Source organism: Streptomyces parvus, assembly GCF_014648875.1.
Taxonomy (GTDB): Bacteria; Actinomycetota; Actinomycetes; order Streptomycetales; family Streptomycetaceae; genus Streptomyces; species Streptomyces parvus.
In genome coordinates this window covers 246,391-266,740 of the sequence record NZ_BMRY01000007.1, presented here as the reverse complement: position 1 = coordinate 266,740, position 20,350 = coordinate 246,391, and the positions used below count along the sequence as shown (strand labels likewise).

Annotated in this window: 26 protein-coding genes; 4 read left to right on the top strand and 22 right to left on the bottom strand. The window is 67.7% G+C overall.

Features of this window, described 5'->3' with window-relative positions; all coding sequences use genetic code 11:
- Window positions 1–130: 130 nt before the first annotated feature.
- Genes IE140_RS22860 through IE140_RS22850 form a run of 3 tightly spaced genes read left to right on the top strand, consistent with a single transcriptional unit; the run spans window position 131 to window position 1,726 of the window.
- Entirely contained in the window at window positions 131–481 is a 351-nt protein-coding gene (locus tag IE140_RS22860; protein WP_167533423.1) for a DUF6233 domain-containing protein, read from the top strand.
- Between the two features lie 14 nt (window positions 482–495).
- Window positions 496–1,365: an ATP-dependent DNA ligase gene (locus tag IE140_RS22855; RefSeq protein ID WP_229826879.1), complete on the top strand. Its 870-nt coding sequence runs from the start codon at window positions 496–498 to the stop codon at window positions 1,363–1,365.
- Window positions 1,366–1,405: 40 nt separating this feature from the next.
- The gene (locus IE140_RS22850) at window positions 1,406–1,726 is read left to right on the top strand and encodes a DCL family protein (RefSeq protein ID WP_150193264.1); all 321 of its coding nucleotides are present in this window, start codon (window positions 1,406–1,408) and stop codon (window positions 1,724–1,726) included.
- Window positions 1,727–1,911: 185 nt separating this feature from the next.
- On the opposite strand, the gene IE140_RS22845 is transcribed toward IE140_RS22850, so the two are convergent.
- The 21 genes from IE140_RS22845 to IE140_RS22745 form a co-directional block, all read right to left on the bottom strand.
- A complete protein-coding gene (locus IE140_RS22845; protein ID WP_150193265.1) occupies window positions 1,912–2,385 on the bottom strand; it encodes a hypothetical protein in 474 nt (157 codons plus the stop codon).
- A 95-nt stretch (window positions 2,386–2,480) separates the two neighbouring features.
- Window positions 2,481–3,281, bottom strand: coding sequence for a hypothetical protein (locus tag IE140_RS22840; RefSeq protein WP_150193266.1), 801 nt, complete (start codon window positions 3,279–3,281; stop codon window positions 2,481–2,483).
- A gap of 1 nt (window position 3,282) precedes the next feature.
- Window positions 3,283–3,855, bottom strand: a complete 573-nt coding sequence (locus tag IE140_RS22835; RefSeq protein ID WP_150193267.1) for a recombinase family protein — start codon at window positions 3,853–3,855, stop codon at window positions 3,283–3,285.
- Window positions 3,856–4,434: 579 nt separating this feature from the next.
- A complete protein-coding gene (locus IE140_RS36655) occupies window positions 4,435–5,046 on the bottom strand; it encodes an endonuclease VII domain-containing protein (RefSeq protein WP_351765779.1) in 612 nt (203 codons plus the stop codon).
- 262 nt (window positions 5,047–5,308) lie between these two features.
- The gene (locus IE140_RS22825) at window positions 5,309–5,458 is read right to left on the bottom strand and encodes a hypothetical protein (RefSeq protein ID WP_167533424.1); all 150 of its coding nucleotides are present in this window, start codon (window positions 5,456–5,458) and stop codon (window positions 5,309–5,311) included.
- An 11-nt stretch (window positions 5,459–5,469) separates the two neighbouring features.
- On the bottom strand, window positions 5,470–5,820 hold the full coding sequence (locus tag IE140_RS22820) for a hypothetical protein (RefSeq protein WP_150193269.1): 351 nt from the start codon (window positions 5,818–5,820) through the stop codon (window positions 5,470–5,472).
- Entirely contained in the window at window positions 5,817–6,239 is a 423-nt protein-coding gene (locus tag IE140_RS22815; protein ID WP_229826878.1) for a hypothetical protein, read from the bottom strand. Before IE140_RS22815 ends, IE140_RS22820 begins: the two co-directional genes overlap by 4 nt.
- Window positions 6,240–6,263: 24 nt before the next feature.
- Entirely contained in the window at window positions 6,264–6,647 is a 384-nt protein-coding gene (locus tag IE140_RS22810) for a hypothetical protein (protein WP_150193271.1), read from the bottom strand.
- The gene (locus tag IE140_RS22805) at window positions 6,647–7,573 is read right to left on the bottom strand and encodes an N-acetylmuramoyl-L-alanine amidase (RefSeq protein WP_150193272.1); all 927 of its coding nucleotides are present in this window, start codon (window positions 7,571–7,573) and stop codon (window positions 6,647–6,649) included. Before IE140_RS22805 ends, IE140_RS22810 begins: the two co-directional genes overlap by 1 nt.
- 59 nt (window positions 7,574–7,632) lie before the next feature.
- Entirely contained in the window at window positions 7,633–8,154 is a 522-nt protein-coding gene (locus IE140_RS22800) for a hypothetical protein (RefSeq protein ID WP_150193273.1), read from the bottom strand.
- Entirely contained in the window at window positions 8,154–8,780 is a 627-nt protein-coding gene (locus IE140_RS22795) for a phage tail-like protein (RefSeq protein WP_150193274.1), read from the bottom strand. The genes IE140_RS22800 and IE140_RS22795 overlap by 1 nt, the downstream gene beginning before the upstream one ends.
- Window positions 8,781–8,794: 14 nt before the next feature.
- Window positions 8,795–9,466: a hypothetical protein gene (locus IE140_RS22790; protein ID WP_150193275.1), complete on the bottom strand. Its 672-nt coding sequence runs from the start codon at window positions 9,464–9,466 to the stop codon at window positions 8,795–8,797.
- Complete coding sequence (locus tag IE140_RS22785; RefSeq protein WP_229826877.1) at window positions 9,463–10,437, bottom strand: DUF5047 domain-containing protein; 975 nt, start codon at window positions 10,435–10,437, stop codon at window positions 9,463–9,465. The genes IE140_RS22790 and IE140_RS22785 overlap by 4 nt, the downstream gene beginning before the upstream one ends.
- Before the next feature lie 121 nt (window positions 10,438–10,558).
- Complete coding sequence (locus tag IE140_RS22780; protein WP_150193277.1) at window positions 10,559–12,796, bottom strand: hypothetical protein; 2,238 nt, start codon at window positions 12,794–12,796, stop codon at window positions 10,559–10,561.
- Window positions 12,796–17,175 (bottom strand): hypothetical protein, encoded by a 4,380-nt coding sequence (locus IE140_RS22775; RefSeq protein WP_150193278.1) that lies wholly within the window; start codon window positions 17,173–17,175, stop codon window positions 12,796–12,798. Before IE140_RS22775 ends, IE140_RS22780 begins: the two co-directional genes overlap by 1 nt.
- 18 nt (window positions 17,176–17,193) lie before the next feature.
- Entirely contained in the window at window positions 17,194–17,559 is a 366-nt protein-coding gene (locus tag IE140_RS22770; RefSeq protein ID WP_229826888.1) for a hypothetical protein, read from the bottom strand.
- Window positions 17,560–17,600: 41 nt separating this feature from the next.
- Entirely contained in the window at window positions 17,601–18,020 is a 420-nt protein-coding gene (locus IE140_RS22765) for a hypothetical protein (RefSeq protein ID WP_150193279.1), read from the bottom strand.
- Between the two features lie 92 nt (window positions 18,021–18,112).
- Entirely contained in the window at window positions 18,113–18,700 is a 588-nt protein-coding gene (locus IE140_RS22760; RefSeq protein WP_150193280.1) for a phage tail tube protein, read from the bottom strand.
- Between the two features lie 71 nt (window positions 18,701–18,771).
- Window positions 18,772–19,164 (bottom strand): hypothetical protein, encoded by a 393-nt coding sequence (locus IE140_RS22755; protein ID WP_150193281.1) that lies wholly within the window; start codon window positions 19,162–19,164, stop codon window positions 18,772–18,774.
- On the bottom strand, window positions 19,161–19,340 hold the full coding sequence (locus tag IE140_RS22750) for a hypothetical protein (protein WP_150193282.1): 180 nt from the start codon (window positions 19,338–19,340) through the stop codon (window positions 19,161–19,163). The genes IE140_RS22755 and IE140_RS22750 overlap by 4 nt, the downstream gene beginning before the upstream one ends.
- The gene (locus IE140_RS22745; protein ID WP_150193283.1) at window positions 19,340–19,669 is read right to left on the bottom strand and encodes an HK97 gp10 family phage protein; all 330 of its coding nucleotides are present in this window, start codon (window positions 19,667–19,669) and stop codon (window positions 19,340–19,342) included. The genes IE140_RS22750 and IE140_RS22745 overlap by 1 nt, the downstream gene beginning before the upstream one ends.
- 49 nt (window positions 19,670–19,718) lie before the next feature.
- Here IE140_RS22745 and IE140_RS22740 point away from each other — a divergent pair, with 49 nt between their 5' ends.
- Window positions 19,719–20,021, top strand: a complete 303-nt coding sequence (locus IE140_RS22740; RefSeq protein WP_189460644.1) for a DUF4429 domain-containing protein — start codon at window positions 19,719–19,721, stop codon at window positions 20,019–20,021.
- Here the strand turns inward: IE140_RS22740 and IE140_RS36145 are convergent.
- Window positions 20,018–20,227, bottom strand: a complete 210-nt coding sequence (locus IE140_RS36145) for a hypothetical protein (RefSeq protein WP_229826876.1) — start codon at window positions 20,225–20,227, stop codon at window positions 20,018–20,020. The genes IE140_RS22740 and IE140_RS36145 overlap by 4 nt on opposite strands.
- Window positions 20,228–20,350 lie beyond the last annotated feature (123 nt).

The window sequence follows — 20,350 nt, the reverse complement described above, 5'->3', positions numbered from 1 at the left end:
TCGTTTCTACAGACATGGATTAATGCCTGCCTTACGAGAGTAGCGCGGCGCGACTCATTTGTCTGCCGTTAGGTCACGTTAGTTCTCGGTCTACGTGAAGCGGGACGCGGGCCACACTAGACTCGAACGTATGTACGATCTGCCGCCCGACCTCGACCGCCTCCGCACCCTAGAAACATGGCTCACCCTCACCCTCGACCGCGTCCGGCAGCAGATCAAAGACGTCGAACAACAGCAGCAACCTGCACCCGAACCCCCGCCAGCCCCACCACGACAGCCACGCACCCCCGACTGGGGCATCGTCCAAGCAGGCATCGGCACACCCACCACCCAAATCCACCGAGGCGACTGCTGGGCAGCAGGAAAAACCCTCCAACCCATCACCACCGAACGCGCCCGCGCAGAACTCGGCGACGGAGCGAAACCCTGCGACGCATGCCGCCCAGACAGGCCACTCGGCATGCCACCACCACAACCCTGACGCACCCTGAACACGTGGAACACCCCGTCCGGCCCGCCCTCGCCAAAGCCGTCCCCGTCATCCCCCACGGGCCGAACTGGTGGTACGAACCGAAATTCGACGGGCACCGCACCATCCTCCAGCGCACCGACGACACCGTCACCCTCTACGCCCGCTCCGGCAGGGTCGTCACCAGCCACTGGATGGACCTCGCCGTCGCCGCCATGCAGCTACCATCCGGGACCACACTCGACGGAGAAGCCGTCATCTGGCGAAACGGCCGCATCGACTTCGCCGCAGCCCAATCCCGGGCCGCCTCCACCATCACCCGGGCACGGGCGCTCGCCGCACAACACCCCGCCAGCTACGCCACCTGGGACATCCTCGAACACCCCCAGCACGGGCAGACCGCAGGACTCCCCTACACGGAACGGCGGCAGCTGCTCGTCGAACTCCTCCACGACATCCCGCCACCCATCCAAGCCGTGCCCGCCACCGACGACCGGGCAGTGGCCATCGCCTGGTACGACGGGCTCCAAGAGCAGGGCATCGAGGGGATCGTCTGCAAGAAGGGGACAGGCAGCTACCCCGCCGGCCGCCGCGGATGGACCAAGGTCCGGCATGCCGACACCGAAGACGCGCTCGTCGTCGGATACCTCGGCCCCCGGCGCCGGCCACACCGGCTCGCGCTCGCCATCGGTGATGAGGGCGGGCCCATCCGGCTGTCCGCGCGACTCAACCCCGTACTCGTCGGCAGGATCGGCGAGGCGCTCGCCGCGGCCGAGGTTGTTGGGGAGCGGCGGGCGGACGGGGAGACGTACACCCGGGTCGAGAGCAACCTTGTCGTCGAGGTCCTCGCCGGCACCGGCAGGCACGGGACGCTCACCGTCACCCGCATGCGATAACGAGCTGCCGCGCCTACCACTCCGTCCGCATCATGGAGACATGGCAATCCCAGTGAGCATCGGCAACGAGCACTTCCCAACCAAGGCAGCAGCCATCGCGCGCTGCCAGGAGATCCTGCGCGCCTACCCGGGGACACCGGGCTCAGGCCCTGGCCAGCCCCAGGCCGTCACGGATCCTGCACACATCGCATTCCTTCAGGCGCTCATCGCGCGGCACCCGGATGCGCAGGAACGGACCAAGCCGGGCGTTGCCGGGTTCAAAGTGCAGGTGAATCCGGAGGGGATCGGGAACACCCGCTGCTTCTATGTAGTCCACCCGGACGGTTCCAGCATCCGCTTCTCGTTCAAAAGCTGCCTGTAGCCAGAGCCCGGGCAGCCGCTTGGCCTCCCGTGGGGAGCCGGGAGGAGCGGCAGGCCCCGCCCACGACGGGGGGCGCGGGCAGGGCCTGAGGGTGGAAACCTCGCCCTGGAAGGAGGGGTCTCACACAGGCAACGATGCACCTCTTCAGGCCACAGGGGTAGAGGTGTGACCGGAAACTGTTGGTGCTACTTCGGCTGGGCGAGGTCGTCGGTCATCAGCGTCATGCCGAGAGTGGCCGCGCCGACCGTGATGGAGCTGATCCCCCAGCAGTCCGAGTCCGGGTCATCCGCCGCCGGATCGCCCTGGCATCCCTCGTCCACGTACTTGTCCGTCGCCGCCTGCATCTTCGCGATCTGCTTCGTTGACTCGCGGTACGGGCCGCGCCCCGGAGCTTCGATCTCGCCCTCCAGCTCGTTCACGACGATCATGATGTCGGTGAGAACCTCGGCGCAGGCGTCGCTACTGGGCGTCTGACAGGTGGCCACAGCTCCCTCGGCTGCGGCGTCGAGCTTCGGCTGCCAGGCGGGCGCCAAGGCGGACAACTTGCTCGCCGTGGGTGTCGGCTTCGTGCTGGGTTTCGAGTCGGGCTCCTGGCCGCCGGAGCAGGCGGTGAGCGCGGTGGCGAGCAGCGCGGTGACGGCGAGCATGCGGATTCTCATGAGTCCCCCTGAGCGGTGCGGATGAGTGAACAGTAGGGTGTCGCAGTGACGCCCCAGCCCGCTTTCCTCGGGCTGGGGCGTCGCGCTGTGTCAGGTCACGCAGCAGCGGCAGCCAGGCACCAGCAGCCTTGGACTTCGGGGCCGCTTCCGGGGTGGTGCTGGATCCAGAGCTTGTGCTCTACCCAGTCGGCGAGATTCCCCTTGGCCAAACAGTCAGGCGTGCTGCACTCGCTGGTTCCGTCGTGGTGCACGGTCTTCGTGCCCTCGCAGTAGAAGTAGCGGCGCCGCCCTTCCTCGGCGGCGGCCCAGCGCTCGTCGTAAGCCTTCATAGAGCCTGCGCAGCCGTTGCGCGTGTGGAAGACAGCCGAGTCGTCACCGAGGTCGGGGCGGATCAGGTTCGGGCCGGGGAACGCGAACGACTTCTGGCGGCTGCTGATGGGTTCGCGGCACCCGTGGCAGACGCCCGGCATGATCGCCATCTCCTTCTCCATGCGCTCAGCGGCACGTTCCATGACGGCTTCGTTGTGGACGTGCCTGCACGGGGGCAGCTCTTGGCAGGTTCGGCACACCCAGTAGTGCTCGGGCAGGACGTACCAGTAGGTGCTGTCCGGGCACAGGAGGTGAAGGGGCTTGGATTGTGGCTGGTCGTCGTGCCGGAGTACGGCAACGCGAGGCCTGTAGCCCCAGGTGGCGGGGTCGGGCATGCCGTGTTTCACCCATGCGTCACGGTAGTTCTGGGGCCAGTCAGCGTGGTCACGTTCGCGGACTTCGATCAGGCGGTAGGGCTGGCGGTCCCATACGAGGATGCTGCCCGGCTTGAGTCGGCCGGTGTTGGCGCGCAGCCGGGAGTGGCCCTGCGCTGGGCGCCATTCGTCGGGGTCGTAGCGAAAGTGCATGTCAGCCCTCCTTGGAGAGATGGCGGTAGATGGTGGGCCTGCTGACGCCGAACTCGTCGGCAATCTGCTGGACGGTGTACTTGCGCTTCCCGTCGGCGCCGAGCTCGTCGTACATCTCCTGGGCGAGCTTGATCTGGCGGGCCTTGAGCTTCGGCTTCTGCCCGCCGGTCCGTCCGCGTGCTCGGGCTGCTTCGAGACCTTCGATCGTGCGGTCGGACATGAGGGAGTGCTCGAACTCGGCGATGGCACCGATGATCTGGAAGAAGAGCCGTCCTGCCGGGGTGGCGGTGTCGATGCCCTGATCCAGGACGACGAGGCCGATGTCACGGGACCTCAGTTCCTCGGACAGCTCGATGAGGTTCTTCAGGGAGCGGCCGAGGCGGTCGAGCTTGGTGATGACGATCTGGTCGCCTTCGCGGGCGACCATGAGGGCTTTGTCGAGTTCGGGGCGGCGGGCGAGCTTGCCGGACGCCTTGTCGGTGAAGACTTTCTCGCAGCCTGCGGCTCGGAGTGCGTCTTCTTGGGCTTCGGGGTTCTGGTCGCGAGTTGAGACTCGCGCTACGCCGATCCTCATGCTTGATTGTATCGCAAAGGGAGCTAGGCGTTACATAGATGCGTACACGAGTTGCGTAACAACAAAGGTCCAGCGTGGCGAGGTTGGGTTTCGACTGTCTCGCAGACGATCGTTTGTGGACGCCGTGATGGAGTGCTTCCGGCGCGAAGAAGGGCCCCGCTCCGAGAGGAGCAGGGCCCGCGATACGGCATGTTATCGAGAGTAGGTCAGCGCCAGCTCCGGCGAGCTCTCCCGAATCCGAAGCCTTTGTCAGTGCCACGCTGTACGGTCCGCACCATGACTCGATCCGTAGACGATCCTCGCGAGCTCCCTCCGCTCGGCTGGTGCGCGGAATGCATCCGAGAAGCCACCTGGGTTCGCGCCGCCACCATGTGGCAGGGCACCGCCCTCTGCGCCCAACACACCGTGTACACCGCCGGCGTCGGCGACATCGACATCGAAGAGGACTTGGCACCCCTCGGCAAACCTCAGGCTGTAGTCGACGCCCTCCGGCGAGGAATACACCAGAAGGCCGTACAGGCAGGCTTCTGATCGCTGCGCCCCGCCCTCATCCGAGGGCGGGGCGCAGGCGCGTCGCGGTCAGGCCACGTGACCCCACGTGACCCGCCGCAAGATCAAGCCCACGGCATTCTGGGAGATCCCGTAGTCCGCAGCAAGCCCACGTTGAGTCACGCCGCCAGCGGCGTACCGCGCACGCATCTGAGCAACATCGCCCTCCGTCAGCCTGCTCGTAGCCGCAGACCCTCGCGGGCGAGGAGCCTCGCGCTGCTCCCTGAGAGCTTCCCCGTGCGAGATGTGCGGGTTGCCCGCCCCGTAGGCCGCAAGGTACTCCTCCGCCGTGGAGCGAAGCGCCTCGAAGATCCCAAGCTGCCGGTTGCACTTCACGCACAGGAGGCCCCGCACAACACCCGTTGAGTGATCGTGGTCAACGGCCAACTGGCGGCCTGAAACACAGGTCTCCCGGCACATGGCGCATACGCCACCCTGAGCCGCAAGCATGGAGTCGTACTCGGCCTCCGTGAGGCCATACTGCGAGAGCTTGAAGCGACGGCGGTAGACCGACTGCTTCTCGCGGTAAGTCTCCCGCCACGTCTTCCGGGTCGCTGCTCGGCAGGAGCGGCACTTGCGGGAGCCCCCGTCCCTGTCAGGCCGATGGAACTCGGTCAGCGGAAGTGGCCGGTCGCAGTGCATGCACGTCTGGATCTCGGTCTCGCTCAATGGTCCTCACGCGACATAGAGCCCGCCCGTGTCATCGACACGGCGGGGTGCGCCTCCCGAGATCCAAGGTCGTTTGGCTGCTAGCAGATCGCAGCCTTCGCACCGGGAGTACCTGGGGCAAGTATTCCACCTGGCAGCAGATACGCGAAGCGACAACGCCACGGCATTACCGTGCCGCCACGCCGTGGTGCGCCAGGACGCGAAAGTGGCCCCCTCCCGTGAGGGAGGGGGCTGTTCACGGCTCTTCGGCCGGCGGTAGGTCGGGCTCCAGGAACAGGCCCTGGTACTGGGGCACGGGTTGTTCTTCGGCGAGGCCGAGTTCGATGAGCGTTTCGAGGTCCCCCGCACCCTCGTCGAGACGACGCTCGACTTGTCGTGCTGGCATGTCTGCCACGGTCACACTCCAGTTCGGTTGTACTCGGTGATCCGTTCCGGCGGTGCAGGGGGTTCGATGCCGTGGCTGCGCATCTGGGACGTCAGCTCACCGACGTACCCGGCGAACGCCCGGACCAACGATCGCAGCGACCGGGTCTCGTCCCGCATCTTGGTGATCTCACCCTTCATGTCGTCCCTGATCGCCTGAAAGGACGCCAGGTCTGCGGCCCGCTGGTTGGGCTCAGCCTGGGCGAGGGCGGCAGCTCGGGTCGCATCAGCTGTCGCCCTCGATGCGGCCCGCGTCGCCTTGGCTGCGAAGGCAGCAGCCAGAGCCGTCCCCACCATGCCGATCACGGCTACCCAGATGTTCACGACGGCGCCTTACCTTTCCTGGCGCGCCGCGGAGCTGGGGGGACCGAATGCTCGGGCACCGTGGCCGCCCACAAGATGACCCCGACGTGCGAGGTGCAGTACCAGATTGCGACGAACCCGCCGCGGGAGTACTCGCCGCTCAACGCGGCGGAGGTGTAGGCGGTTGCCCAGATTGCGGGGGGAATGAGTGCGGCGATGAAACCGAAGCGGTCGCGGCCGATGCGGAGCCACGCGGACACGAAGGTGACGAGCCCGGCGATGATCCACAGCCAGGACCAGTGGCGTATCGAGCATAGCTGGGTAAGAAGCCGGAGCCCTTCGGCGCTTGGCGGATCGACAAGGAACGAGACGCCCCAGCAGGTCTTCCCGATCCCGATGATGGCCAGGAAGATGCCACGGCGACCCAGCCTCCGGTGCAACCACCGGGCCGCACGGCACGGCACCTAGCCGCCTACGGCAGCAGGCGCCTTGACGGGGCTGGACTGTTCCAGGCCGGTCGTGGGCACGGGGGCGGTGACCTTCTCGCGGAGCCACAGGGCGAGGAGGGCGGCGACGGCGGCCATGACCTTGCCCTGCATGTCGGTGGACCAGTCAAGGCCGAAGCCGACGGCGAGCGCCATGCCGGACTGGGCGAACCCGAGGAGTGCCGCGGCGAGCGCCCCGGTCTTGAGGACGACTGCGGTGATGACGCCGACGACCGCAGCGGCGAACGTGTTGACAAGCGTCTGCTGGGTCTCGGTGACGTCGAGGCCGAACGCGGTGAGCGCCTGCAGGGCGGCTGCGAGGAATCCGAGGATGTAGACCGGTTCTCTGCCGAAGATGCGCATCAGGACTCCTTCTTCTGTGCGGCCACCAGGTCGGCGACCGCCTTTTGTGTGTCGCGGACCCGGCGCACCAGGTCTGCCATCACCTGCCGCCCGGACCAGTAGTGGCCGGGATCGGTGACGGTGGGGCTGTAGTCGGGTGCGTCGGTCGGAGCGAGGTACACGCCGTCGGACTTGGCCATGACCTTCCAGACCTCGTCGGCGGTAGCCTTCGCGATGCGCTGCACGTCGGCATCGGACAGGGCCACAGGGTTCTCCTTCGGGGGGACAGGCTTGCTGGGGGTGGCCGGCTTGCTCGGCGTAGGTGTGCCGGGCTTGGCGGCGAGCTGGGCGCGCACGTCGGCGCGGAACTGGGGCATGGAGAAGCTGCCGCCGCCCTCGATGGGGCCGCGGGGGTCGATCTTTCCGGGCTGCCATTCCTTGTGGCCGATGACGGACTTCTCCGACCAGCCGTGTGCTCGGCACAGGGCGGCTGCCCACAGCACCGCAGCCCGGTACTGGCTCTTGGTGTAGGTGTCCTTGTTGTCGCCGAGGTTGACGATCTCCAGCCCGTAGAAGTGCCGGTTCCCGTCGGTGTTCGCCTCGTTCGGTGCAGGCAGGGCGGTTTCGTTGATGACGGCGCGCAGCACATCCCCGTCACCGGAGCCAGCGTGGTTCGCGCGGGCGGACGACACGAGGGCGACCACGCCGTCGTTGCGACCGACGCCGTGGCACAGGGGCCCGGGCAGAGCCGAGTGGCCGTTGTAGCAGAGCTCGACCGAGGAGTCGTCGCCGGAGCTCACGGTGTGGTGGATCATTACCCCGTGGGCTGGCCCCCAGGGGCCTTTGTGGTTGCGGTTGTTGGTGCGCCAGCTGCGGTGCTCGGAGACCTTCAGGCCCTCGTCGCGGAGGGCCTTCAGGTGCTTCTCGGCGGAGAGCGGTGTGGCCACGATGGCCTCCAGACGTGAAAGAGCCCCAGGCCATGGGTGGCGTGGGGTGGTGTTGGGGTTCAGGTGGTGGGGGTGGCCCAGTGGCGGACGATGAGCTGCCCGTACCCGTCATCGACGGTCAGCAGGTCCTTGCCGCCGTTGATCGCCCACTTCGTCGAGTGGGCGTCAGCCTGGAGGACGATGACCATGCGGTGGCCGGGCGGCCAGTCGTCGGGCACCTGGTACAGGCAGCTGATGTGCAGCGGCATGTGGTGCCGGATCGCATCGACGTTGTCGCCCATCAGGTGGGAGATCTGCCACCACGGGCCGGCGTCCCGCAGCGGGTCGGTGTACGAGTACGCCCACAGGTGCCAGCCGACCCCGATCGTGTACCGGGTGCCGCCGTCCCTGCCGCAGTCGTTCGTGACCCGGGCATCAGCATCGATGTCCAGTAGGTCCCCGGGTTGCAGGCTGCCGGTGACGAGCCGGTACAGGCGCCGCCACGTCTGAGACGTGCCGTCCACGGGGAGGTCACGGGTGATGAGCTGGGTGTCGGACTGGGCGCCGACCAGAACCCGGCCCGCGGTGTTGAGCGCAACCATCAGACCTCCCGGACTGTGAACGCGGCGGGCAGGGCGACGCTGGCGGTGACCTCGACCGTTCCGGAGCCGGCGCCGCGGGCGAGGAACACCGTCCATGTGGTGTTGCCTGCTCCGGGGGTGTCGAGGCCGCGGCCGACGAGGGTGTCGCCGGAGGCAGCCAAGTAGGCCTTGATGCTGCCGCCGCCGACCTGGGTGGCCCCGGTGGTGGTACCGCGACGAATACGAAGCTCGATCCGGTCCCCGGTGTTGCTGGAGCGGGCCAGGCAGGACGCGGTCAGTTCGTACTGGACGCCGGCCCGGGTCGGCAGGGTGATGACCATGCCGGTGGTGACCTCGGTCGTTGTCGACGGGGATCCGGCGGTGACGAGGCTGCTGGAGGACTGGCCCTTGACCGGCACCCAGGTGGTGCCGTCGTAGTAGTCGAAGCGTTTCACGTCGACGAGGTAGGTCAGCATCCCGGCGGCGGGCGACGTGATCGTCGCCGTTCGCGCCGAGGCTGACGCGTGCCGCATCGCGAGCCGTTGGATGACGGCGTCGGTGATGCCGCGGACCAGGACGGAGGCGTCGGGTGGGTCGGACAGGGTGGCGAGTGACGCCCCCTGGTTCAGTTCGTCGCTGGTGGCCACACGGGCCCCCTGTTCTATGCGGTCTGGTAGGTGAGGTTGAGGCGCAGGATGTGGCCGTTGGCGAACGTGGCGGGGGCTACCTGCGTCATGTTCGCGGCGGTGGCCGGGGTGGCCGAGGCGGGGAAGGTGGCGTTCATCGTGGTCGCCGTTGGGGAGGCGAAGCACTGGCCGATGTACGTGGATCCGGCGGTGAGCCGGGCCGTGCCGACGTACTCGACGATGTCGTCGGCGACAGGAAGCGGCAGGCCGAACAGGTACGCCCCGGACCCGAACGCGGTGGTGCTGCCCGGCACGAGGCGAATCGCTACGTGGCATGTCTTGCCGAACAGTTGGTAGCGGCCGGTTCGGACCGCGTTCCCGACCGTGGGGTTCGTGGTGCCCGCTGTCCACGTCGGGGTGTACGTCGTCCAAGGCGGGTCGATGACCGCACCGGCCACCCTCCCGGGTGTGGTGCGGTCCCCCAGGGCGTTGCTGTCGACGCGGATTTGGTCGCCGATCGCCGGGTTCGTGTACGTCTCCAGGCGGCGCGCCACCGTCCCGTCGGTCGTGACAACCGTCCCGTTGCCGATGACGCTGGCGACGGTTGCCTGCCGCCAGTCCCCGCCCCGCACCGTGGGCTCATCGGCGGCAGCCTGAACGGTTCTGCGGCGGAGCGCCCCCAAGAGCTGCTGGTCGGTGGAGGTCACGAGTCTCCCTTCGCGCTGATCGTGGCGATCGGGAAGTCCCCGGACTGGGAGAGGGGAACGGTGAACGACTGCACCTGGTGCAGCTCCCGCAGCCCTCCGGGGTGAACAACCCGGATGACGTCACCCGGCTCCAAAGCTGGGTTCGGCATCGAGCTGAAGTCCCCTGTGGCGTTCGGGGCCTTCGCCGACCTGAGTTCCAGCTCGGCGGCGTTCCGGCACGCCGACTGGGAGATCAGCGTCGACGACGAAATGACCTTCGGGCGCCGCCCATACGGGCCGCCCCAATAGGTCGCCGAACCCGTGTCGTCGTCCGTTGCGAGCCACGACACCGGGGCCACCCCGTCTGCGGCGTTCTCCCCCTGGGCGAGGACCCCGTTGTGCACCCCCGCCGAGGTCATGCCGCGGGTGCCCTTCACGTAGACGCCGCCCTCCCCCGCAGCCACCGTCCACACAGGGTTCGTGGCAAGCAGGTCCGGGAGTTCCGCGACGATGAACGACCCGTCGGCTGTGGTGTAGCACTGGGCGCCGGCAACCGCCGCAATTTCCTGGACGGCAGCCCACGGGTCTGCGCCGGCATCCCAGGTGCGGGAGCCGATCGTCGGGTTCGACGCGGTGAAGATGACGTCGGCGTCCGGGATCGACCGCTGAATCAGTTCCGTGATCGCCGTGGATACGGTGCCTGTCGCCCGATACGGGACGGTGAACAGGTCGTCCTGGACGATGCACTCGATGGCTTTCCCGGTCAGGGTGACGGGCCCGAGCAGTGGGTCTCCGTCGACGGTGTCGAGGCGGAACACTCCCAGCGGCACCATTTCTGGGCTGCTGCCGTCTTGGTAGTCGATGCCGCGGGCCAGCCGCAGCCGGGCCCCGTATACGGCGAGCTCGTCGGCCGGGCTGGTCGGGATGAGCGACACATCGGGGCAGGTCACTGTGCAGGTGCGGCGAATGGCCTGTCCGCGGTCCACCGGCACTGACCCGCCTGTGTGTGGGAGGTCGATGACTTCCCCGTCGGTGCGGAACAGGGTGACCTGGGTGACGACCCGGTGCGCCTGTCCGAGTGTGTCCAGGAACCGGGAGGTCACGGGGTACATGTCAATCCCTGCGCTGGTCGAGGAGAACGGCTTCCCAGGTGGCGTAGGTGTCGCGCACCGCTTCCCACGATGCGAACTCGGTGAGGATGTCCTGCCAGGTGCGGCCCGCGCTGCCCCCAACACCAACGGTCGTGGGCATGTCGGCCTCGGACAGAGGCAGCGACCATTCCCGCCAGGACTCCGTAGCCGGCCCGCCGACACGGTTCTCGGAGGCCGCCCCCACCGACACGTACAGGTCGTCGACGCCCATGCCGGGTGCGGCCTGCCACAGCAGGACACGGCCGGGGTCGAGGAGCCAGTGCAGGTTGCGGCGCTCCTCATCGGAGCGGGTCCAGATGACCAGCTCGCCTTCCAGGCCGCCCCGCACATCGGAGAGGACCACCGCGTTGCGGCGGCCCGCGACCCGGTAGACGCCCTGCTCAACAGGCCGAGCCCAGTTCGGGGCCTGCTTGACCATCACCTGCATGTTGCGTTGCGGAGCAGACGGGTCTTTCAGCCACGCCACGTTGATGTCGGAGTGAGGGATCGTCGCCCAGGAGGAGTTCCGGATGGCGGTGCTGCCGCCGGGGCTGGTCATTTCCACCCGGTAGGACACGGGGGTGGCCAAGGGGGCTTCGTAGTCGTCGATGACCATCAGGTCCGAGGTGATTGCCACGGTCCCGTCGAGGAGCCCGGACGGGCCCCGGGCCAGGGTGCGGGTTCCATCCTCGGCGACCCGCCACACCTTGATCAAGTCATCGACGGATAGCTCCCGCAGTGTCAGCCGCAGAGAAGCCGTCGCCTCTGACGCTGTCAGCGTGACCAGGGGTAGGGCCTGCCACAGGGCCACCTTGTCCACGTTGACAACCGAGTTGGTGGACGTCGCCGTGAGTGTCAGCTCCACAGCCGCCTGAGTGGCCGCTGCGGGTGCTGTGTGGTCTGCGGAAAGAGACCACCACCCAGGCCCTGGAACAGTGCCCGCCGACGTTGTCGTCAGCCCCAGGTCCGTGTTCGCTGCGTCGTACCAGCGGATTCCCCGTGTCACCGTCCAGCCGCCGGCCGTGACCGTCTCGCCGAACTGGAGGCGGAACCCGAGCCCGCCAGAGCCCGCCGGCAGCGGGAAGCGGGCGGAACGGATCGTCGATGCGGCGGTGGTGCTGGAAGTGACCGTCAGGGAGTAGCTGCCGTCCAGGGCGGCCGAACCCCACGGGGTTGACCGGGCGATGGTTGCCACTCCGGCGGTTTTCGTCCACCCGGCGACACCTTGCTCGAACGAGGCGTCGGCGTAGGGCAGCACCGACCCGGCCTGGACCGTGGGCGCCACCTGGATGACGGACTGCTCGACGCGCAGGACTTGTGCCGCCGTGGCGCTGTCCATGCCGACGGCCAGGCGGCAGGTGGCCGCACCGGCGGGCGCGACTGCCGAGACTCGCTGCCGGTGGTACCCGGTGCTGGCCGGTGCCAGGGTTCCCCGAGTGGCCGACAGTTGGGTCCCGGTCCCGTCGAAGAACCGCAGTTCGAGCCAACAGTTCGAGCCGGTCGTCGGCGGCGCAAGGTACGTGTAAGCGAGGTACTCGACCCCTGGTGTCACCACAGGATTCTCCACCGTGGTCGCCGACACGTTGCCTGACCCTGTGGCAGCCAAGGCAAGCACATGGGCTCCGGCCCAGTACCAGTTGACCGACCACGACATCATCGGAACTTGACGCGAAACGGTGGTGTTCGCTCCGGCTGCCCACGCCGACGTGTCGATTTCCGGGGTTTCCGTGGCGAACGACAACAGGTTCCCTGTCGTCCGGTACGGCGCCCCGAGGTACACGTTCTCCCAGTAGTGGGAAACCGCCGAACCGGCAGCCGTGGACGACAGAACGATTCGGACCCTGGAAGCCCCAGCCGGGGCTATCCCGGCGACACCAACCCGATGCCAGGACGAAGACGCAGTAGCCGTCGGCAGAGACCACAGGATCGAACCGACAGGGCTGCCGAGGTTGGTGAGCCATTCCAGGCCGATGCGTTCGACCTCGTTCGCGGACGACGAGTCGGCGAACACCTGATAGGTCTGGCCGGCTGTCACCGAGTACATGGTGACGGTCTCGGCCTGCACCTCGCCCGCGGTGGTTGATTTCACGGACAGGCTTTTCGCCCCGTTGCGGCCTCCGGTTCCGGAGAGGAGGGTGCAGTTGAGGCGCACCCTCCACCCGGTGAACGTGGGGTCCATGGACTCTGTGGCAGCCGACAGCATGTTCCCGGGGATCGGCATCAGAGACCCCCTCCCGCATTCAGTGCCTGCGTGAGCTGCCCGAATCTGCCGTCGACGACCTGGTTGGCTTCGCCGCGGACCCGGCCGAGGAACTCGCCGGAGTCGAGGTACAGGTCACCCTCGAACGTGGACGGTCCACCGACGGTGCCGCGGCTGAGCGCGTTGGCCTGTGCCGTGGTGAATACGGGCTCGGGCCGACCGGTGCCGTTGTAAGCGAGGTTGAGGCCGGGCTGGAGGTAGCCTCCTTGGTCGTAGGTGCCCTTGTAGGCGTACTGGTGGGTGTACAGGCTGTCCTTGTAGGAGCGGGCCTTGGAGCCGATGACGACACCGTCGCCGCCGCGGCTTTCGACGTTGACGCCGTTGATCGTGCCGGAGGTGTGGCCGACACCGGCGTTCGTGATGCCGATCATGTACGGGGACTTGCCGCCGAGGACCCAGCCCGGCGGGGCGGTCTTCCCGGAGAACGCGCCGGTCGCCCACCTGCGGTGAGGCTTCTGCCCGCGAATCACGGACTCGATGGCGCTGACCAGCCCGGAGCAGTCCCAGCTGGGGTTGCCGTTGCCGCCCCACTGGTAGGGCAGGCCGTGCTGAGTGCGCACCCACTTCAGACCGGCCTTGAACCCGCCACCGCCGATGCCAGCGGCCTCCATCTTGCTGTCGGCCTTGCCGGAGAAGTCGAGGATCGTGCTGATCATCTTCTTCGGGATGCCGGAAATCATGTCCCGGTACACCGACTTCGACCCGGCGATCTTGTCCAGTAGTGGCTTGACCACCTTGTTCAGCCCCGCCTGAGCGGACGCCTTGATGCCGTCCTTCAACCAGCTGACACCAGCCTTCGCCAGGTCGACACCCTTCGACGCGGTCTTCCCAATCCAGTCGAAGATCCCGCCCTTCGCGAACCCCTGATACTGGGACAGCGACTGCCCGCGCATCGCTGCGGCGTTTACCGCATGCAGCCGGGCCCGCTCATACGGGTCCCGCATGGCCTCGGATACGTAGACGCCTTCGCCGCGGCGCATCGGTACCAGTTGGTCGTCACCCTGCCGGAACGTCGACTGGCCGGGGAGGATGCCGCCTCTCGCGAACCCCTTCGCCTTGTCTAGGGTCGGGGCCCCGAAGGCGGAGGCCACCTTGTTCCAGGTGGGCACCAGGTGGTCGTTGTAGACCGTGTTCACCAGGAACGCGACGGGCTTCTTCGTGATCGCCGACAGTTTCGACCACTGCTCGCTGATGTAGTTCTTGGCGGTGCCGAAGCCGTCGGCGACCAGCTTCAGCCCCTTCTTGATCCCGTCGAACTGGGGCTTGAGCCCCTTGTCCCAGAGCCACTTGCCCTTGTCGGCGATCCAGTTGAAGGCGGGCTTGACTGCGTTGTTCCACAGCCACTTCGCCCCGTCGCCGACGAGACCGAACCCCTTCTTGATCAAGTCGAACTGGGGCTTCAGCGCGTTGGCCCACAGCCACTTCGCCTTGCCGCCGATCCACCCGAACACCGGGCCGATCACGGACTTCCACAGCCACATGCCGACCTTGGCGAGCTGCTTGAACACCCCGATGATCGGCAGGAAGACGGTGATCACAATGATCGTGAGGAGGATCTTCGCGGCCGTCCAGATGAACTTGAAGGCAGGGCTGATCGCGTTCTTCCACAGCCACATCGCCCACCGGCCGACCGTCTGCAGAGCCGCCCAGATGTTCTCGAACGCGGGCTTCAGGGCGTTCTCCCACACCCACAGCACCACGGTCTTGATGCCGTTCCACGCCGCGTCCACTGCGGTGCGGAACCAGCCGAAATTCTTATAGGCATACACGACGGCGGCGACGAGCGCCACGATCGCAATGATGATCAGCGTGATCGGGTTCGCGGCCATGACCAGGTTGAACGCGATCATCGCCAGGGTCCACAGCTTCGTCGCGATCCACACCGCGTAGAACAGCTGGATCAGCCACGGCAGCTGCTCGGCGATCGTCCCGACCACTCGGGCCACCGCACCAAGCGCCAGATAGACGAGCGTTGCCGCAGGGGCGAGCGCCTTCGCGATCCGAAGCACCGCACCCAGCATGTCCCGCAAAGCGGAAGCCATGATCGGCGCCATCTCAGCCGAGTACGCCAGGAAGTTCTCGAACGCGGGCGACCCCTTCAGGTTTGTCGCCCAGTTCGCGAACCGCCCGGTGAGCCCCTGCAAGGTCTCCGAGATCGACCCCATGTGCGGCAGGAACGCCTGGACGATCCCTCCCATCCCCTTGAACAGGCGGCCGAAGGCCACACCGAGCCCCGTGATGGCCGGCTCGACCGAACCCGCCAGGTCCTTCTTGAAGCTCCTCCACCACGGCGACTTGAAGCCGGCAGATACCCGGTCCTGCAGTCCGCTGATCGCCTTCGCCGCGGCCAGCACGAACGGGGTGAGGCCCGGCAGGCTGTTCTTCAGCCCGTTGAGCGCCCGGGTGAACAACGGCATCACCTGCGGCTGCAGCGACTCCGACCACGACTTGAACGCGGTCCGCAGCGACATGAACGCGTTGAACGTCCCCCGGGCCGCAGGAGTCAGCTTCGCCAGCTCGGCCTGGTACTTCGCCTGCGCGACGGCAGCCTGATCCACACCCCCGGCCGCAGACTGCGCGGCGGAGGCAACCTGACGCTGAGCCGACGCCACCGAATCCGCAGCAGACTGCTGGGCGGCGGCCAGGGACTCCTGGGCACGCTGAACCGACCGCGCACCGTCCGCCTGCGTGGTGGCGACGTTGCGCTGCGACTCGGCGACCTTCTCCTGGGCCTCCGCAATGTCCTGCTGGGACCGAACGTTCTGGCGGGCCGCATCCTCCCGGGCCTTCGCCAAAGCCTTGTCCTGGTCGGCGACCGCCTTCTCCGCCGCAGCGATGCGTTCCTGGGCTTCCTTGACCGTGTCCGAGCCCTCGACGCCGGCCTTGTCGGCCTTCTTCTTCTCGTCGGACAGGGCCTTCGTTTCGGCCTTCTGCTCCTTGAGTCGCTGCACAGCCTGGTCGTAGGCCAGCTGGGCGCGCTGCTGCTCCAGCAGCGTCGCCTTCGAACCGGCCGCCTGGACAGCCTGAAGCCGGGCGCGGGCCTCCTGCACGTCGAGGACCGCGTCCCGCTCCGACAGCTGGGCGTTCGCCACCCGGTCAGCGAGCTCCGCCAGCTGCTCAGCCGCATCCCGGCGGGCCTGCGTCAGATCCTGCTGGGCCTGCCGGGCCGTGCGCTGGGCATCCGCAAGGGACTCCTCGGCGCGAACGACGGCCTCAACCGATTCGCGCTGCCGGTCCGCGGCCTGCTGCACCGCATCCGCCAAAGACTGCTGGGCCTGCTTCACCTGCTGGGCGGCCCGCCGGTTCGCCTCCGACGCCGACCGGACCGCATCCTCAACACCCTGCTGGGCCTGCGTGATTTGCCGGGCCGCATTCCGGTGCGCCGACGCCAATGCCTGCTGGGCGCCAGCCATCTGCAGGGCCTTCGAGGCGCCCTGCCCGGACGTCTGCGCACCCTTGATCGTGGCCGCCGAGGCGGCGTCCTGGGCGGCCTTCTGCGCCTGGAGAACCCCCGCAATGCTGATGATCGCCGGAACAGCCACTGCGGCCAGAGCGCCGACACCAACCGCCGCAGCTACCGCGGCCGAGCCGATCGCACCGATACCCGCGGCAAGTACAGGGATCGCTGGGATCAAGGCCAGACCGCCGATCGCGACCGCTAGGTGCAGGATCGCCCCCACAGCCCCAGTGGTATTCACGTTGACCCGGGCGGTTTTCCCGTCGACAGCGGCGATCTGCGCCCGCACAGCAGTCAGCTCGGCGATAGCCCGCGCCGTGTCGGCCCGCACCTGCACGTTCGGATGCCTCGCCCCGAGACGGGTCAGCTCAGCTTCGATCAGCTTGATCTCGGCCTTCGCCGCCCCGGCGTCGATGTCGATGCCGATGCGCTTGTTCGCAAGGGTCTCCATGCGGACCCGGAGCGCCTGCAAGTCGGCGTCCGCCTCGCTGGTGTTCGCATCAATGGTGATCTTCGGGAGGGACCGGAACGCAGCCTCCAGCCGAGTCTTCAACGCACGGGAGAACGCACCGCCCGTCTCATCACCCTGCCGGACCGCCGACGCCCGAGCCGCCGCCCCACCCTGAGTGACACCCTGCCGCAACGACCCACGGATCTCCGCAGTGATGCGCGCCGCGATCTGCTGCCCGATCTGCTGACCGATACGGAGGCCGATGTCGCCGACCTGCCCCTGCATCGCCGGGCCGAACGACCGGCCCGCCGCGTTACCGGCGTCCTCACCGGCGCGCGTCGCAGCAGGCACAAGACCACGCTGGAGCCGCTGGTAGATACCTCTCGTGTTGGGGATGACGTCGACTTCGACCGAGCCCACGCTGATCGCCACGGAGCCTCCTCCCGCGCATCAGGCCGCGCCGCCGTTGATCAGCTTGAAGAGGGTGTCCGCCTGCGCCTCATTGATCTTGTCGCGCTTCTTCGGGCCGCCCACACCCGGGCGACGCATCGGCTCCGGCCGCTTCGGCTTCGGCCCCTTACTGTCACTATTCGCGCGCACGAGGATGTACTGAATCTGCTGCAACGAATCCGAGACCCCCGCCAGAAGATGCTGGTCCATGGACCAACGGCCCTCTTCAGGCTTCCCCGACTTCGCCTGCTCCTCGTACTCCTCCGGAGTCAGGGCGTTCCGCAGGCCGGTCATCGTTGCCGACTCAGGCGGCAAGTGCTGAATGAGGACCCGTACCTGCCGCCAGGACATGCTGCCGCGGTACACGTCGAGCAAGTCGCGCTGGTAGTAGCGCCACAGGTCGCTCTCTACCGCCTCCGCGTGCGCCTCGACGATGCGGCGGGTCCACGCGATTTCCCCAGGCTCTCACCGCCGCGCCGGGCGGCCTCCGCGACGAACGCCTCGAACTCGTCGTTGGTGGGGTCGATCTCGAAGTACAGGTCGAGGTCGTCGGGGTGAACGACCTGCTCGGCGAAGAACTGGAAGTTCGCGTTGGAGAGCGCCGTCTGCCACGACTGCCGCCACGCCCCCGGGGGGACGATGCGGATCTCCTCGTCGGCGAGGACCGCCGTCACGTAGTGTCCCTCGGCCTCGATCTCCTGCGCCTCGGCAGGGGTGGCCTCGTCGTCGAAGTCGTCCTCACGAACCGCAGGGGCGAGCTCGCGGGGCGTCCGGGCAGGGCGGGCGGTTGTGGTCCTTCGGGTGGTGGTGCGGCTGTTCGCGGCCATCGGCGCGGGCCTCCTCAAATTGTGGCGCGGGCAGAAGAGTGAAGGGCGGGCGGGCCGGGCCCGCGCCAGCAGAAATGGCCCGCCCACCCAGCTCAGGAGCCCGTGTACTCAGGCGTCACGGGCAGCTTGTCGACGTGGTAGACCGTGTTCCCGGCCTCGTCGGGGTACGTGGTGATCGTCCACTCGTAGCCGGACATCTCGTCCTGCTTGAACGTCACGTCGGACCGGTCGTTGATCTCCCCCTGCGGGACGTAGAAGCCCTTGTAGGCGTCGCCGTCGATGACGAGGAACCAGAACGCCCGCCGGTCCGGGACCGGGCTGGCGGTCTCCGCGTACTTCGTCAGCCCCTCGCCGTCCGGCTCCAGTTCCGCCGCATCCAGCCGGTACTGCAGGGACTGCACGATGACCCGGTTCGTCTCCCACACCGTCAGCCCGAACGTCCGGATCGACTGGGTGATCTGGGTACGGAACGGCGACGTCAGACCCCACGGGGTGAACGTCTGCGAGTCCTCGTCGAACCCGTAAGTCAGACCGTCATCCGAGATGGCCCCCAGCGGCTCCCACGGGCCAGCGGGCTGGGCGAGCGGAGACACAGGCGCCGCCGTACCGACCGGCGCCACCCACCCCCCACCGTTCGCCCCGACGAGCGCCAGGTCAGCGGCGCGGGTGATGTTGACCATGATGAGTCTCCAGACATGGAAGAGCCCGCGCACGGGCGGGACAGAAGGGCGCGGCGCGGGCTATGAGCCGGTCAGGAGACCGGGTGAACGAAGAGCTCGTAGGTGCCGCCAACGCGACGGAGACCAACGTTCTCGTAGGGGCGAACAGCGGGCAGGATCAGGCAGCCCACGCGGCCGATCACGGCCGTGTCGCTGGTGCTGCCCCGCACTGTGCGGGTCAGCCAGTTGTGTACCTCAATGGCCAAGGTGAAAGCCCCGGCCCGGGTGCTGGCGTAGATGTTCGTGTCGACGAGGGCGCGGGCAAGTCGCAGCCCGTCCTCGCTGCCACCGGGGATCTGCTCGAACTGGATCGTCGGCAACTCGGCGAGCAGGTTGTTGTCGAGCTCGTCACGGACCACAGCAGCAGGCCATACCGGGGTGGCCCTGCCGATCAGTTCCGCCTCGATGTCGAGGAGTGCTGTCACGGAACCTCCTCTTCGAACTCGCGGCCGTCGAGGGAGGCGTGGACGTAGGCCCAGGCGATCAGCCCGCCGACCTCAACCGACACGGTCTGCGGGCCGCAGACGCACGACGGTTCTTCGCTGTCGGTGTCGTGCTCGATCAGGTCGTTCAGCGGGGTGACGTGCACCGTGGCGGCCATCAGCGACCACCGCCAGCCTGAGCGGCCCGCAGCAGCACATGGTGCGCCGGGACCTTCTCTGTGCCGTACTCCACCCACCGGGCGTAGTAGGCGGTGTTCGTCACCGTCGCCGTCGCCCGGTCCTTACTGCGGCCACCACGAGCCGTGGTCGTCACCGTGAAGGCGGCCTTGTACCGGCCAGGGTGCGGATCCGACGGCCCACCAACAGGGGCAATCGCGATAGCCGCATCCTCGATCGCCTCGGCCCGGCCCAGCATGTCCGCCTGGATCATCCGAGACCTGAGCAGCTGCCCGACACCCTTCTTGGACATCTTGAACTTCGCGGGCATCATGACCACCTCGACTCACACAGGGGGCGGCATGCACGTCAAAGGCGTCATGGGATCCATCAACTTCGACGGCGAATGGATCACCATCACCAAGAAGGAAGTCGGCCAGCAGCAACGCGACTACCGAATCCGGGCTGCTGACGTCACCGGCACCCGACTCAAGCCGGCCACCCGCCTCTTCCACGGCTACGTGCAGTTCGTGCTCCCCGGCAGCGCACCCGCCATCGAGGAGAAAGGGCTCATGGCCGGAGGGCGACCGCCCCAATCCGACCCGCACAGCCTGTCCATCCGGCACAGCGCCAACGACGCAGCCGCGATGCTGGTCGAGGCTGTCGAGCAGGCCCGCGGTTAACCGGTCACCCGGTCCGCAGCGAACTGCACCGGGCCGCGGGTGCCCGTGAACGGAGACCGGCCCCAGTCGCCCGGGAACCCGGTGATCTCGCACGTCTCGTCACGGATCCGAACCCGGTCCGTCGTCAGGACAACACTGCCCGGCGGGGCGTACACCGTGTACCCGACGATGACCGTGTCCCGGGCCTGCTGCTGATCCCCACCCACCTGCGGAGTCTCCGCACGGGGAGCCACCACACACCCAGCCAAGTCGAACGACTCATCTGGGCCGGGCAGAGGCTGGCCGCGCGGATCACGCCCCGGAGACGTCCCGGTGCGCAGGATCCGCAC